Origin of the sequence: Brevibacterium senegalense (genome assembly GCF_000285835.1) — a bacterium.
Lineage (GTDB): Bacteria > Actinomycetota > Actinomycetes > Actinomycetales > Brevibacteriaceae > Brevibacterium > Brevibacterium senegalense.
In genome coordinates this window covers 71,362-83,750 of the sequence record NZ_HE978605.1, presented here as the reverse complement: position 1 = coordinate 83,750, position 12,389 = coordinate 71,362, and the positions used below count along the sequence as shown (strand labels likewise).

Sequence of the window (12,389 nt, the reverse complement as noted above, 5' to 3'; positions counted from 1 at the left end):
GACCCCGCCCGCAGTGAGAGGACACCCGATGACGCAGCACCACGAGTACGACCCGAACCGCGGATCGCAGGCGGTTCCGAGTGCGGACGACGGCACCAGCCCGGCGGAGTCGCCCGCAGCGGGCCCCACGATACGGCCGGACCGGCGCGTCCGCCGCGGGGTCGCGGCACTCATCGCGGCGGGCGCGGCGGCCGTGGGACTGCTGCTGGGCGGTACCGCGGGCGGACTGGGCGGGTTCCTAGTCGGGACGGCGCAGTCCGTCCCGGGACCCGCCGCCCAGGACGGGGGCCCTGGGATGCCGGGCAGCGCGCCGGCCGGACCGGCGCCGGGTGCCGGCGGCCGGACCCAGAGGGAGCAGGAGGGGACGCAGCCGGAGGAGCCCGGGGCGGGGTCCGAGGGATCCGGGAGTGCGGACGGCGCCGCCACCGCGGACGACCCCGCGGCCTCGGCGGACTCCGGGGCCGCGGACCGGGCGGGGGCGGGCGGGGTGTGAGCGCGGGTGTGATCCTCGTTGCTGTTGGGGCTCGACTTTGACCGTGGGGGAATCAGCACGATAGCCTGGAACGTGGCTGTCCTGAGGGCAGTCGCGCCCACGCGCACTGCGTGCTCCGCCAGGCTCCTCCGCTGGGACCGGGCATCACGGAACACAGCAGCGGCTTCCAGCCCCGACACACCCGAACGCGGGTGCAGACGGGCCGCGTGGCAACCGGCATCGGGCGGTCAGCTTCACCTGGTGGCCGGCGGGACATGCCCGGCGCAGCGGATCCTCCTGGAGGATGCTCGGGATTAGGAATATCGAGAAGCAACGGAGAGCAACTCAGTGCCCACAATTTCACAGCTCGTCCGCAAGGGACGACAGGACAAGGCCGCGAAGAACGCGACGCCTGCCCTCAAGGGCGGCCCGCAGCGGCGCGGCGTGTGCACGCGTGTGTACACGACCACTCCCAGGAAGCCCAACTCCGCGCTCCGCAAGGTCGCGCGTGTGAAGCTGTCCAGCCAGATCGAGGTCACGGCCTACATCCCCGGTGAGGGACACAACCTGCAGGAGCACTCGATCGTGCTCGTGCGCGGCGGCCGTGTGAAGGACCTCCCGGGTGTCCGGTACAAGATCGTCCGCGGTTCCCTCGACACGCAGGGAGTCAAGGGCCGGCAGCAGGCTCGCAGCCGCTACGGAGCGAAGAGGGAGAAGAAGTAATGCCGCGCAAGGGACCCGCACCCAAGCGACCGGTCGTCATCGACCCGGTCTTCAACTCGCCCATCGTCACCCAGCTCATCAACAAGGTGCTGCTGGACGGCAAGCGCTCGACGGCTGAGCGCATCGTCTACGGCGCACTCGAGGGCACCCGTGACAAGCTGAACGGACAGGATCCCGTCACGACGCTGAAGAAGGCGCTCGACAACATCCGTCCGTCGCTGGAGGTCCGCTCCCGCCGCGTGGGCGGCGCGACCTACCAGGTCCCGATCGAGGTCCGCGCCGGACGCTCGACGACCCTGGCGCTGCGCTGGCTCGTGGGCTACGCCCGTCAGCGTCGTGAGAAGACGATGACCGATCGCCTCATGAACGAGATCATGGATGCGGCGAACGGTCTGGGCGCCGCTGTGAAGCGTCGCGAGGACACGCACAAGATGGCGGAGTCCAACAAGGCGTTCGCCCACTACCGCTGGTAATCGGGACGACGGTCCCCGGCCCGGGGCCCGCCTGATCGGCGGCGTCCCGGACCGGGGGAGTCATCGACACGAGAGAGAGAAACCGTGGCACTTGACGTGCTCAGCGACCTCAGCAAGGTCCGCAACATCGGCATCATGGCCCACATCGATGCCGGCAAGACGACGACGACGGAACGCATCCTCTACTACACCGGCGTGAACTACAAGCTCGGCGAGACGCACGACGGCGCCTCGACGATGGACTGGATGGAGCAGGAGCAGGAGCGCGGCATCACGATCACGTCCGCCGCGACGACCTGCTACTGGCAGGACAACCAGTTCAACATCATCGACACCCCCGGCCACGTCGACTTCACGGTCGAGGTCGAGCGCTCGCTGCGCGTGCTCGACGGCGCGGTCGCGGTCTTCGACGGCAAGGAGGGCGTGGAGCCCCAGTCGGAGACGGTGTGGCGCCAGGCGGACAAGTACAACGTGCCCCGCGTCTGCTTCGTCAACAAGATGGACAAGCTGGGTGCTGACTTCTACTACACGGTCAGCACGATCAAGGACCGACTGGGCGCCAAGCCGCTCGTCATCCAGCTGCCGATCGGTGCGGAGAACGACTTCCGCGGCGTCGTCGACCTCGTCGAGATGAAGGCCTACGAGTGGCCGGACGAGAGCAAGAAGGGCCAGGACATGACGGAGGTCGCCATTCCGGCCGACCTCCAGGAGCGCGCGGAGGAGTACCGCGCGCTGCTCATCGAGGACGTCGCCGAGGCGACGGATGAGCTCATGGAGACGTACCTCGAGGAGGGCGAGCTCTCCATCGACGAGATCAAGGCCGGCATCCGCCAGCTGACGATCGCGTCCGAGGCCTACCCGGTCATGTGCGGCTCGGCGTTCAAGAACAAGGGCGTGCAGCCCATGCTCAACGCCGTCACGGATTACCTCCCGTCCCCGCTGGACGTCCCCGCTATCGAGGGCCACCCGGTGGACGACGAGGAGACCGTGCTCACGCGCGAGCCCCGCAAGGACGGCCCGTTCGCGGCGCTGGCCTTCAAGGTCGCGACGCACCCGTTCTTCGGCTCCCTCACCTACGTGCGCGTCTACTCCGGCACCGTGAAGACCGGCGACCAGCTCGTCAACACGACGAACGGCCGGAAGGAGCGCGTGGGCAAGCTCTTCCAGATGCACTCCAACAAGGAGAACCCGGTGGAGGAGGCCTTCGCGGGCCACATCTACGCGTTCATCGGTCTGAAGGACACGACGACCGGCGACACGCTCTGCGATCCGGCGAACCCGATCGTCCTCGAGTCGATGAGCTTCCCGGAGCCCGTCATCTTCGTCTCGATCGAGCCCAAGACCAAGGGCGACCAGGAGAAGCTGGGCACCGCGATCCAGAAGCTGGTGAAGGAGGATCCCACCTTCGCGGTCAACCTCGACGAGGAGACCGGCCAGACGACGATCGGCGGCATGGGAGAGCTGCACCTCGACGTGTTCGTAGATCGCATGAAGCGCGAGTTCAAGGTCGAGGCCAACATCGGCAAGCCGCAGGTCGCGTACCGCGAGACCATCCGTCGTGCGGTCGAGAAGATCGACTACACGCACAAGAAGCAGACCGGTGGCTCCGGCCAGTTCGCGAAGATCCAGATCTCGATCGAGCCGATGGAGGTCGAGGGCGACAACGTCTACGAGTTCGTCGACTCGATCACCGGCGGTCGCGTCCCGCGCGAGTACATCCCCAGCGTGAGCCGGGGCATCGAGGACGCGATGCAGATGGGCGTGCTGGCGGGCTACCCGCTGGTGGGCATCAAGGCGACGCTCATCGACGGCGCGTACCACGACGTCGACTCGTCGGAGATGGCGTTCAAGATCGCCGGCTCGATGGCTCTGAAGGAGGCGGTGCCGCGTGCGAACCCGGTGCTGCTGGAGCCGGTCATGGATGTCGAGGTCCGCACTCCGGAGGAGTACATGGGCGACGTCATCGGCGATCTGAACTCGCGCCGCGGCATGATCCAGTCCATGGAGGATGCCTCGGGCGTCAAGGTCGTCAAGGCGACCGTCCCGCTGTCGGAGATGTTCGGCTACATCGGCGACCTGCGTTCCAAGACGCAGGGCCGCGCGGTGTACTCGATGCAGTTCCACAGCTACGGTGAGGTTCCCAAGAACGTCGCCGACGAGATCATCCAGAAGGTCCGCGGCGGGGAGTGATCCTCTCCCACCCGTGACATCGTTCCGCCCGCCGGGCGGCGGGCGGAACGATGTCGGTCAGTAAACCACCCAATCGGCTCTAGGATGTGAACCGCATATCCTTAGCCAAACACCAGGAGGAACCCAGTGGCAAAGGCCTCTTTCGACAGGACGAAGCCCCACGTCAACATCGGCACCATCGGTCACGTCGACCACGGCAAGACCACGCTGACCGCAGCGATCACCAAGGTGCTGGCTGACAAGTACCCGGATCTCAACGAGGCGCGCGCGTTCGACCAGGTCGACAACGCTCCCGAGGAGCGCCAGCGCGGCATCACGATCAACGTCTCGCACGTCGAGTACCAGACGGAGATGCGCCACTACGCGCACGTCGATGCGCCGGGTCACGCCGACTACATCAAGAACATGATCACCGGCGCCGCCCAGATGGACGGTGCGATCCTCGTCGTCGCCGCCACCGACGGCCCGATGCCCCAGACCCGCGAGCACGTGCTGCTCGCGCGCCAGGTGGGCGTGCCCTACATCGTCGTCGCGCTCAACAAGTCCGACATGGTCGACGATGAGGAGCTCCTGGAGCTCGTCGAGTTCGAGGTCCGCGATCTGCTGTCCTCGCAGGACTTCGACGGCGACAGCGCTCCCGTCGTGCAGGTCTCCGCACTCAAGGCGCTCGAGGGCGACGAGAAGTGGGTCAAGTCCGTCGAGGACCTCATGGAGGCCGTCGACCAGAACGTTCCGGAGCCGGAGCGCGAGATCGACAAGCCCTTCCTCATGCCCGTCGAGGACGTCTTCACGATCACCGGTCGTGGAACCGTCGTCACCGGCCGTGTGGAGCGCGGCGTCCTCCTCCCCAACGAGGAGATCGAGATCGTGGGCATCAAGGAGACGTCCTCCAAGACCACGGTCACCGCGATCGAGATGTTCCGCAAGACCCTCCCCGACGCGCGCGCCGGTGAGAACGTGGGCCTGCTGCTCCGCGGCACGAAGCGCGAGGAGGTGGAGCGCGGTCAGGTCATCGTGAAGCCGGGCTCGATCACCCCGCACAAGAACTTCGAGGGCCAGGTCTACATCCTGTCCAAGGACGAGGGCGGGCGTCACAACCCGTTCTACTCGAACTACCGTCCGCAGTTCTACTTCCGCACGACGGACGTCACCGGCGTCATCACGCTGCCCGAGGGCACCGAGATGGTCATGCCCGGCGACAACACCGACATGTCGGTCGAGCTCATCCAGCCGATCGCCATGGAGGAGGGCCTGCGCTTCGCCATCCGCGAGGGTGGCCGCACCGTGGGCGCCGGCCGTGTCGTGAAGATCACCTCCTGATCTGAATGACCGACGCGCTGGTCTCTGACCAGCGCTTCCACTGACAGAGGGCCTCGGGGACCACCCCGGGGCCCTCTGTCGTCCCTACCGCTTTGGCTGCCGGGATTTGCCACGACACGCCCGGCATGCCAAGATGGACGGGTTGTGTTCCGGGACCACTGACCCCTGCACGGCGGTGTGCGCACCGCGAACGGTCCCGGCGGCTCCGACCGGAGAATCTGCCTGAGCGCGGGTTCGAGTCGGACGACTTTTGCACGAGTGTCGGAATTCGCCCGGAGGGCAAGGACGACACGCCCGACCTCGGGGGTCGGTCACGTCAAGCCGGCGCAGACGCTCGTCCGCAAGGAGGGTGTTGATGGCCGGGGAAATCTGAAGGAAGAGACTTTCGCCATGGCGGGACAGAAGATCCGCATCCGGCTCAAGTCGTACGACCACGCTGTCATCGACAGCGCTGCGCGCAAGATCGTCGACACGGTCACGCGTGCAGGCGCCACGGTCGTCGGCCCGGTGCCGCTGCCCACGGAGAAGAACGTCTACTGCGTCATCCGTTCGCCGCACAAGTACAAGGACAGCCGCGAGCACTTCGAGATGCGCACTCACAAGCGTCTCATCGACATCGTGGACCCGACGCCCAAGGCCGTCGACTCGCTCATGCGTCTCGACCTGGCCGACGACGTCAACATCGAGATCAAGCTCTGAGGGGGAGGACCATGGCCAACACACGCTCCAAGGCTCTCCCCACGACGCGCGCCGTCAAGGGCATCATGGGCACCAAGCTGGGCATGACCCAGGTGTGGGACGAGAACAACAACTTCGTCCCCGTCACTGTCGTGCAGGCTGCGCCCAACGTCGTCACCCAGGTCCGCAGCGAGGACGTGGACGGTTACACAGCCGTCCAGATCGGCTTCGGCGAGATCGATCCGCGCAAGGTGAACAAGCCGGACGCGGGTCACTTCGAGAAGGCCGGCGTCACGCCGCGCCGCCACCTGGTCGAGCTCCGCACCGCCGACGCGGCCGAGTACGAGCTGGGCCAGGAGATCACCGCTGAGGTGTTCGAGGCCGGCGCGAAGATCGACGTCACCGCGACCACCAAGGGCAAGGGCACCGCTGGTGTCATGAAGCGCCACAACTTCGCAGGCGTCGGCGCGTCCCACGGTCAGCACCGCAACCACCGCAAGCCGGGCTCGATCGGCGGGGCCGCGACCCCGGGTCGCGTCTTCAAGGGCATGCGGATGGCCGGTCGCATGGGTGCCGTCAAGCACACCACGCAGAACCTCACGATCCACTCCGTCGACGCCGAGGCCGGTCTGCTGCTCATCAAGGGCGCCGTCCCCGGCCCCAAGGGTGGAGTCGTCCTGGTCCGCTCCGCCGCGAAGGAGGCATAAGAGATGACTGACACGTTGACCATCGACGTCATCGACGCGGACGGCGCGAAGGCCGGCACGACGGAGCTTCCCGGCTCCGTGTTCGCCGTTCCCACGAACGTCCCGCTGATCCACCAGGTCGTCATCGCCCAGCTGGCTGCCGCACGTCAGGGCACCCACAAGGCGAAGACCCGGGCCGAGGTCGCCGGCGGTGGGCGCAAGCCGTACCGCCAGAAGGGCACCGGCAACGCACGCCAGGGCTCGATCCGCGCACCGCAGTACGCGGGCGGCGGCATCGTCCACGGCCCCGTGCCGCGCGACTACTCGCAGCGCACGCCCAAGAAGATGAAGGCGGCCGCACTGCGCGGTGCGCTCTCCGACCGGGCACGCCTGGGCCGCGTCCACGTCGTCACCGCACTGGTGACGGGCGAGGCGCCGTCCACCAAGGCCGCGCGCGCAGCGCTTCAGAAGATCTCGGAGCGCAAGAACCTGCTGGTCGTCGTCGAGCGCGGCGATGACCTCACCTACCTGAGCGTGCGCAACCTGCCGCGCGTCCACGTCCTGCCGGCCGATCAGCTCAACACGTACGACGTGCTGATGTCCGACGACGTGGTGTTCACGCAGGCCGCACTCGACGCCTTCCTCGCGCGCACGGCCGGCACGGCCGCAGCGGCGAGCACTGAGGAGGACGCACAGTGAGCTCCGTGACCATCAAGGATCCGCGCGACATCATCATCGCGCCGGTCGTGTCCGAGAAGACGTACGCACTGATGGACGAGGGGAAGTACACCTTCCTCGTCGACCCGCGGTCGAACAAGTCGGAGATCAAGTACGCCATCGAGGCGATCTTCGGCGTCAAGGTCGCTCGTGTGAACACGCTGAACCGACAGGGCAAGGTCCGCCGGACGCGTTTCGGCCTGGGCAAGCGCAACGACACGAAGCGTGCGATCGTCAGCCTCAAGGACGGCGACATCGACATCTTCGGCGGCGCGCTCTGAGCGCCGGCTGACAGACAAAGGATTAGAAGACAATGGGAATCCGTAAGCACAAGCCGACGACGCCGGGCCGCCGTGGCAGCTCCGTCGCCGACTTCGTCGAAGTGACCCGGTCGACACCGGAGAAGTCGCTTCTTCGTCCCCTCCCGAGAAAAGGCGGACGCAACAGCAACGGTCGTGTGACCACCCGCCACCAGGGCGGCGGTCACAAGCGCCAGTACCGCGTCATCGACTTCCGTCGCCATGACAAGGACGGCGTCGAGGCTCGCGTCGCGCACATCGAGTACGACCCGAACCGCACGGCCCGCATCGCGCTGCTCCACTACGTGGACGGCACGAAGCGCTACATCATCGCGCCCAACAAGCTCAAGCAGGGCGACGTGGTGGAAGCCGGTCCGGACGCGGACATCAAGCCGGGCAACAGCCTGCAGCTGCGCAACATCCCCGTGGGCACCGTCGTGCACGCGGTGGAGCTGCGTCCGGAGGGCGGCGCCAAGATCGCTCGCTCCGCAGGTGCCTCCGTGCAGCTCGTCGCGAAGGACGGCCCGTACGCGCAGCTGCGCATGCCGTCCGGTGAGATCCGCAACGTCGACGCGCGCTGCCGCGCCACCGTCGGCGAGGTGGGCAACGCCGAGCAGTCGAACATCAGCTGGGGCAAGGCCGGTCGCATGCGGTGGAAGGGCAAGCGCCCCACCGTCCGCGGTGTGGTCATGAACCCGATCGACCACCCCCATGGCGGTGGCGAGGGCAAGACCTCGGGTGGTCGTCACCCGGTCAGCCCGTGGGGCCAGCCGGAAGGCCGGACCCGTCGCCCCAACAAGGAAAGCGACAAGTACATCGTGCGCCGCCGTCGCACCGGCAAGAAGCGCTGATAGGGAGCCTCACACATGCCTCGCAGTTTGAAGAAGGGCCCCTTCGTCGACGAGCACCTCTACAAGAAGGTCGCTGCTCAGAACGAAAAGGGCACCAAGAACCTCATCAAGACCTGGTCCCGCCGCTCGATGATCATCCCGGACTTCCTGGGTCACACGATTGCCGTGCACGACGGTCGCAAGCACGTCCCGGTGTTCATCACCGAGGCGATGGTCGGGCACAAGCTCGGCGAGTTCGCACCGACGCGGATGTTCCGCGGCCACGACAAGGACGACCGCAAGGGCCGCCGCCGCTGACGCGGCGCTGCCCCGGTCTCTGAGACTGAAGGAAGAAGGAAACGATGGAAGCCAAGGCGAAGGTGCGCTACCTGCGCGTCACGCCCCAGAAGGCTCGCCGCGTCGTCGACCTCATTCGTGGTCAGCAGGCGACGGAAGCACTCGCCGTGCTCAAGTTCGCTGAGCAGGCCGCGTCTGAGCCGGTGTACAAGCTGGTCGCATCCGGTGTCGCGAACGCGCGCCAGGAGGCGGAGAAGCTGGGCGAGTCCTTCAACGAGGACGAGCTCGTCATCACCCAGGCGTTCGTGGACGAGGGACCGACCATGCGTCGGTTCCGTCCCCGCGCGCAGGGTCGTGCCGGCCGGATCAACAAGCGCACGAGCCACATCACCGTGGTGCTGGGCTCCGGCGACGACATCCCGGCTGACCGGAAGGGGAACCGCTGATGGGTCAGAAGATCAATCCCAACGGATTCCGACTCGGAATCACGACGGACCACCGCTCCAAGTGGTACGCCGACTCCTCGAAGCCCGGTCAGCGCTACGCCGACTACGTGGGTGAGGACATCAAGATCCGGCAGCTGCTGAGCACCGGACTGGAGCGCGCGGGCATCTCGCGCGTCAACATCGAGCGCACGCGTGACCGCGTTCGCGTCGACATCCGCACTGCGCGCCCCGGCATCGTCATCGGCCGCCGCGGCGCCGAGGCGGACCGCATCCGCGGCGAGCTCGAGAAGCTCACCGGGAAGCAGATCCAGCTGAACATCCTCGAGGTGAAGAACACCGAGGTCGACGCTCAGCTGGTCGCGCAGGGTGTGGCGGAGCAGCTCGCCAGCCGTGTGGCGTTCCGACGCGCGATGCGCAAGGCGATCCAGAGCGCGCAGCGCGCGGGCGCCAAGGGCATCCGTGTGCAGTGCTCCGGCCGCCTGGGCGGCGCGGAGATGAGCCGGACCGAGTTCTACCGCGAGGGCCGTGTGCCGCTGCACACGCTTCGCGCGAACATCGACTACGGCTTCTTCGAGGCGCACACCACCTTCGGCCGCATCGGCGTGAAGGTGTGGATCTACAAGGGCGATCTCACCGACAAGGAGCTTGCGGCGCAGGAGGCCTCGCAGCCGTCCGGTCGCGGTCCCCGCGGCGGTGGCGCTCCCGGCGGTGCCCGCGGACGCCAGCGCGGCGGTCGCGGTCGCGGTCGCGGCGCGGACGCCCAGAAGACGACTGACAACACTGCTGAGGCCGCCCCCGCGGCCGAGGCCGGATCGGAGGGCTGACGCATGCTCATCCCACGCCGTGTCAAGCACCGCAAGCAGCACCACCCGGGCCGCCGCGGTATGTCGAAGGGCGGCAACACCGTCTCGTTCGGCGACTGGGGCATCCAGGCGCTGAGCCCGGCATACGTGACGAACCGTCAGATCGAGGCTGCTCGTATCGCGATGACCCGTCACATCAAGCGAGGCGGAAAGGTCTGGATCAACATCTACCCGGACCGCCCGCTGACCAAGAAGCCGGCTGAGACCCGCATGGGCTCCGGCAAGGGCTCGCCCGAGTGGTGGGTCGCGAACGTGAAGCCGGGACGGGTCATGTTCGAGCTCGCCGGTGTCTCCGAGGATGTCGCGCGCGAGGCCCTGCGTCTCGCGATGCACAAGCTTCCGCTCAAGGCCCGCATCGTGCGGCGCGAAGGTGGTGAATGAGAATGGCGATCGGTTCCAAGGATCTCTCCATGGACGCGCTCGATGGCTTCGACAACGAGCGCCTCGCCGAAGAGCTGAAGAAGGCGAAGGCCGAGCTCTTCAACCTCCGCTTCCAGACGGCCACCGGCCAGCTGGAGAGCCACGGTCGGCTCAAGGCGGTCCGCCGCGACATCGCACGGATCTACACGGTGCTGAACGAGCGCAAGCTCGCGATCCGCACCGATCCGACCGCAGCGAAGGAAGAGGGTAACTGATGTCCGAGCAGACACAGACCGTCGTCGAGCGCGGTTCGCGCAAGACGGCTCGCGGCTACGTCGTCTCCGACAAGATGGACAAGACCATCGTCGTCGAGGTCGAGGACCGCAAGAAGCACCGCCTGTACGGCAAGGTGCTCCGCACGACCAGCAAGATCAAGGTCCACGACGAGCAGAACACCGCCGGCATCGGCGATCTGGTCGTCGTGGCCGAGACCCGTCCGCTGTCCGCGTCCAAGCGCTGGCGCCTCGTCGAGATCGTCGAACGCGCCAAGTGACCGCGTCGCTCTGACCCCCGCCTCCCCCGGTCCCGCCTCTTCCGCGGCGGCCACCGGGGACCGGGGGTGAGCGGACGGCTGCCCCATATCCGTTCCGCCAGGCTCGCCCGAACGCGAGAACCGGCGAGACGACAGGAGAGAACAAGTGATTCAGCAGGAGTCGCGACTCAAGGTCGCCGACAACACAGGTGCGAAGGAGATCCTCGCAATCCGTGTGCTCGGCGGCTCTGGCCGGCGCTACGCCGGCATCGGCGACCAGATCGTCGCCACCGTCAAGGATGCGATCCCTGGCGGCAACGTCAAGAAGGGCGATGTGGTCAAGGCCGTCATCGTCCGCACCGTCAAGGAGCGTCGTCGTCCGGATGGCTCGTACATCCGCTTCGACGAGAACGCCGCCGTCATCCTCAAGGCCGACGGCGAGCCCCGTGGTACCCGCATCTTCGGCCCTGTGGGCCGCGAGCTGCGCGACAAGAAGTTCATGAAGATCGTCTCGCTGGCTCCGGAGGTGCTCTGATCATGGCGAAGCTCAAGATCAAGAAGGGTGACCTGGTGCAGGTCATCGCCGGTGCGCGTCAGTCGCGCGGTGGCGATCGCGGCAAGCAGGGGAAGGTCCTCGAGGTCTACCCGGAGCGCAACCGCGTGCTCGTTGAGGGCGTCAACCGCGTCTCGAAGCACCGGAAGCCCTCGCAGACCGCGTCCGGCGTCACCGCCGGCGGCATCGAGATCCACGAGGCTCCCATCCACGTGTCGAACGTGATGCTCGTCGATCCCAAGGACAACAAGCCGACCCGCGTGGGCTACCGCGAGGAGACCGTCGAGCGCGACGGACGCTCCCGCACGGTCCGTGTCCGCGTGTCGCGTCGCACGGGGGAGGACATCTGATGACTGAGACCACTCACGCCCGCCCGGCCCCGCGCCTCAAGCAGGTCTACCGGGACGAGATCGTCGCGAAGCTGCAGGAGGAGTTCTCTTACGGGAACCCGATGCAGGTCCCCGGCCTCGTCAAGGTCGTCGTGAACATGGGTGTCGGAGACGCCGCCCGTGATTCGAAGCTGATCGAGGGTGCGATCAACGATCTGACCCTCATCACGGGCCAGAAGCCCGTCGTCACCCGTGCCCGGAAGTCCATCGCGCAGTTCAAGCTGCGCGAGGGCCAGCCGATCGGTGCGCACGTGACGATGCGCGGTGCCCGCATGTGGGAGTTCGTCGACCGCGTCGTCAGCCTGGCGCTGCCCCGCATCCGCGACTTCCGCGGACTGTCGGACCGCCAGTTCGACGGCAACGGCAACTACACGTTCGGTCTCACGGAGCAGTCGATGTTCCACGAGATCGACCAGGACTCGATCGATCGCGTCCGCGGTATGGACATCACGATCGTGACGACCGCCAAGACGGACGACGAGGGCCGCGCACTCCTGCGCCACCTCGGCTTCCCGTTCAAGAAGAACTGAACCTCTACGTCGCAGGTCCCCACCCACTGGG

Annotated in this window: 19 protein-coding genes; all 19 read left to right on the top strand. The window is 67.1% G+C overall.

All coding sequences use genetic code 11. The features are described from left to right. Window positions 1–28 precede the first annotated feature (28 nt). Complete coding sequence (locus HGBR_RS11035; RefSeq protein WP_019159404.1) at window positions 29–493, top strand: hypothetical protein; 465 nt, start codon at window positions 29–31, stop codon at window positions 491–493. Between the two features lie 327 nt (window positions 494–820). Beyond that, window positions 821–1,195, top strand: a complete 375-nt coding sequence (gene rpsL / locus HGBR_RS11030; protein ID WP_019159403.1) for a 30S ribosomal protein S12 — start codon at window positions 821–823, stop codon at window positions 1,193–1,195. Next, window positions 1,195–1,668, top strand: a complete 474-nt coding sequence (gene rpsG, locus HGBR_RS11025; protein WP_019159402.1) for a 30S ribosomal protein S7 — start codon at window positions 1,195–1,197, stop codon at window positions 1,666–1,668. Before rpsL ends, rpsG begins: the two co-directional genes overlap by 1 nt. 84 nt (window positions 1,669–1,752) lie before the next feature. Beyond that, on the top strand, window positions 1,753–3,858 hold the full coding sequence (fusA, locus tag HGBR_RS11020; RefSeq protein ID WP_019159401.1) for an elongation factor G: 2,106 nt from the start codon (window positions 1,753–1,755) through the stop codon (window positions 3,856–3,858). Between the two features lie 126 nt (window positions 3,859–3,984). Next, window positions 3,985–5,178 carry an elongation factor Tu gene (gene tuf / locus HGBR_RS11015; protein WP_019159400.1) on the top strand — a complete coding sequence of 398 codons (1,194 nt, stop codon included), beginning with the start codon at window positions 3,985–3,987 and terminating at the stop codon, window positions 5,176–5,178. Between the two features lie 390 nt (window positions 5,179–5,568). Next, the gene (rpsJ, locus tag HGBR_RS11010; RefSeq protein WP_009379191.1) at window positions 5,569–5,877 is read left to right on the top strand and encodes a 30S ribosomal protein S10; all 309 of its coding nucleotides are present in this window, start codon (window positions 5,569–5,571) and stop codon (window positions 5,875–5,877) included. Window positions 5,878–5,888: 11 nt separating this feature from the next. Next, complete coding sequence (rplC, locus tag HGBR_RS11005; protein WP_019159399.1) at window positions 5,889–6,563, top strand: 50S ribosomal protein L3; 675 nt, start codon at window positions 5,889–5,891, stop codon at window positions 6,561–6,563. Between the two features lie 3 nt (window positions 6,564–6,566). Further along, the gene (gene rplD / locus HGBR_RS11000; protein ID WP_019159398.1) at window positions 6,567–7,241 is read left to right on the top strand and encodes a 50S ribosomal protein L4; all 675 of its coding nucleotides are present in this window, start codon (window positions 6,567–6,569) and stop codon (window positions 7,239–7,241) included. Further along, window positions 7,238–7,540, top strand: coding sequence for a 50S ribosomal protein L23 (gene rplW / locus HGBR_RS10995; protein WP_019159397.1), 303 nt, complete (start codon window positions 7,238–7,240; stop codon window positions 7,538–7,540). Before rplD ends, rplW begins: the two co-directional genes overlap by 4 nt. Before the next feature lie 32 nt (window positions 7,541–7,572). Next, window positions 7,573–8,409 carry a 50S ribosomal protein L2 gene (rplB, locus tag HGBR_RS10990; RefSeq protein ID WP_026077525.1) on the top strand — a complete coding sequence of 279 codons (837 nt, stop codon included), beginning with the start codon at window positions 7,573–7,575 and terminating at the stop codon, window positions 8,407–8,409. A gap of 15 nt (window positions 8,410–8,424) precedes the next feature. Next, on the top strand, window positions 8,425–8,706 hold the full coding sequence (rpsS, locus tag HGBR_RS10985) for a 30S ribosomal protein S19 (RefSeq protein ID WP_026077524.1): 282 nt from the start codon (window positions 8,425–8,427) through the stop codon (window positions 8,704–8,706). Between the two features lie 44 nt (window positions 8,707–8,750). Further along, complete coding sequence (gene rplV, locus HGBR_RS10980; RefSeq protein WP_019159394.1) at window positions 8,751–9,131, top strand: 50S ribosomal protein L22; 381 nt, start codon at window positions 8,751–8,753, stop codon at window positions 9,129–9,131. Next, entirely contained in the window at window positions 9,131–9,955 is an 825-nt protein-coding gene (rpsC, locus tag HGBR_RS10975) for a 30S ribosomal protein S3 (RefSeq protein ID WP_019159393.1), read from the top strand. Before rplV ends, rpsC begins: the two co-directional genes overlap by 1 nt. A gap of 3 nt (window positions 9,956–9,958) precedes the next feature. Beyond that, complete coding sequence (gene rplP / locus HGBR_RS10970; RefSeq protein WP_019159392.1) at window positions 9,959–10,375, top strand: 50S ribosomal protein L16; 417 nt, start codon at window positions 9,959–9,961, stop codon at window positions 10,373–10,375. A gap of 2 nt (window positions 10,376–10,377) precedes the next feature. Next, window positions 10,378–10,629, top strand: a complete 252-nt coding sequence (gene rpmC, locus HGBR_RS10965) for a 50S ribosomal protein L29 (RefSeq protein ID WP_019159391.1) — start codon at window positions 10,378–10,380, stop codon at window positions 10,627–10,629. Further along, window positions 10,629–10,907, top strand: coding sequence for a 30S ribosomal protein S17 (rpsQ, locus tag HGBR_RS10960; protein WP_019159390.1), 279 nt, complete (start codon window positions 10,629–10,631; stop codon window positions 10,905–10,907). The genes rpmC and rpsQ overlap by 1 nt, the downstream gene beginning before the upstream one ends. 145 nt (window positions 10,908–11,052) lie before the next feature. Then, window positions 11,053–11,421, top strand: a complete 369-nt coding sequence (gene rplN, locus HGBR_RS10955) for a 50S ribosomal protein L14 (RefSeq protein WP_019159389.1) — start codon at window positions 11,053–11,055, stop codon at window positions 11,419–11,421. A gap of 2 nt (window positions 11,422–11,423) precedes the next feature. Beyond that, on the top strand, window positions 11,424–11,789 hold the full coding sequence (gene rplX / locus HGBR_RS10950) for a 50S ribosomal protein L24 (protein ID WP_019159388.1): 366 nt from the start codon (window positions 11,424–11,426) through the stop codon (window positions 11,787–11,789). Further along, window positions 11,789–12,358 carry a 50S ribosomal protein L5 gene (gene rplE / locus HGBR_RS10945; RefSeq protein ID WP_019159387.1) on the top strand — a complete coding sequence of 190 codons (570 nt, stop codon included), beginning with the start codon at window positions 11,789–11,791 and terminating at the stop codon, window positions 12,356–12,358. Before rplX ends, rplE begins: the two co-directional genes overlap by 1 nt. The last annotated feature ends 31 nt before the right edge of the window (window positions 12,359–12,389 follow it).

Excerpts from the sequence above, each read along its gene's own strand:
- HGBR_RS11035 (WP_019159404.1), top strand. The coding sequence starts at position 29 with ATGACGCAGCACCACGAGTACGACCCGAACCGCGGATCGCAGGCGGTT.
- rpsG (WP_019159402.1), top strand. The coding sequence starts at position 1,195 with ATGCCGCGCAAGGGACCCGCACCCAAGCGACCGGTCGTCATCGACCCG.
- rpsJ (WP_009379191.1), top strand. The coding sequence starts at position 5,569 with ATGGCGGGACAGAAGATCCGCATCCGGCTCAAGTCGTACGACCACGCT.
- rplC (WP_019159399.1), top strand. The coding sequence starts at position 5,889 with ATGGCCAACACACGCTCCAAGGCTCTCCCCACGACGCGCGCCGTCAAG.
- rplD (WP_019159398.1), top strand. The coding sequence starts at position 6,567 with ATGACTGACACGTTGACCATCGACGTCATCGACGCGGACGGCGCGAAG.
- rplB (WP_026077525.1), top strand. The coding sequence starts at position 7,573 with ATGGGAATCCGTAAGCACAAGCCGACGACGCCGGGCCGCCGTGGCAGC.
- rpsS (WP_026077524.1), top strand. The coding sequence starts at position 8,425 with ATGCCTCGCAGTTTGAAGAAGGGCCCCTTCGTCGACGAGCACCTCTAC.
- rplV (WP_019159394.1), top strand. The coding sequence starts at position 8,751 with ATGGAAGCCAAGGCGAAGGTGCGCTACCTGCGCGTCACGCCCCAGAAG.
- rpsC (WP_019159393.1), top strand. The coding sequence starts at position 9,131 with ATGGGTCAGAAGATCAATCCCAACGGATTCCGACTCGGAATCACGACG.
- rplP (WP_019159392.1), top strand. The coding sequence starts at position 9,959 with ATGCTCATCCCACGCCGTGTCAAGCACCGCAAGCAGCACCACCCGGGC.
- rpmC (WP_019159391.1), top strand. The coding sequence starts at position 10,378 with ATGGCGATCGGTTCCAAGGATCTCTCCATGGACGCGCTCGATGGCTTC.
- rpsQ (WP_019159390.1), top strand. The coding sequence starts at position 10,629 with ATGTCCGAGCAGACACAGACCGTCGTCGAGCGCGGTTCGCGCAAGACG.
- rplX (WP_019159388.1), top strand. The coding sequence starts at position 11,424 with ATGGCGAAGCTCAAGATCAAGAAGGGTGACCTGGTGCAGGTCATCGCC.
- rplE (WP_019159387.1), top strand. The coding sequence starts at position 11,789 with ATGACTGAGACCACTCACGCCCGCCCGGCCCCGCGCCTCAAGCAGGTC.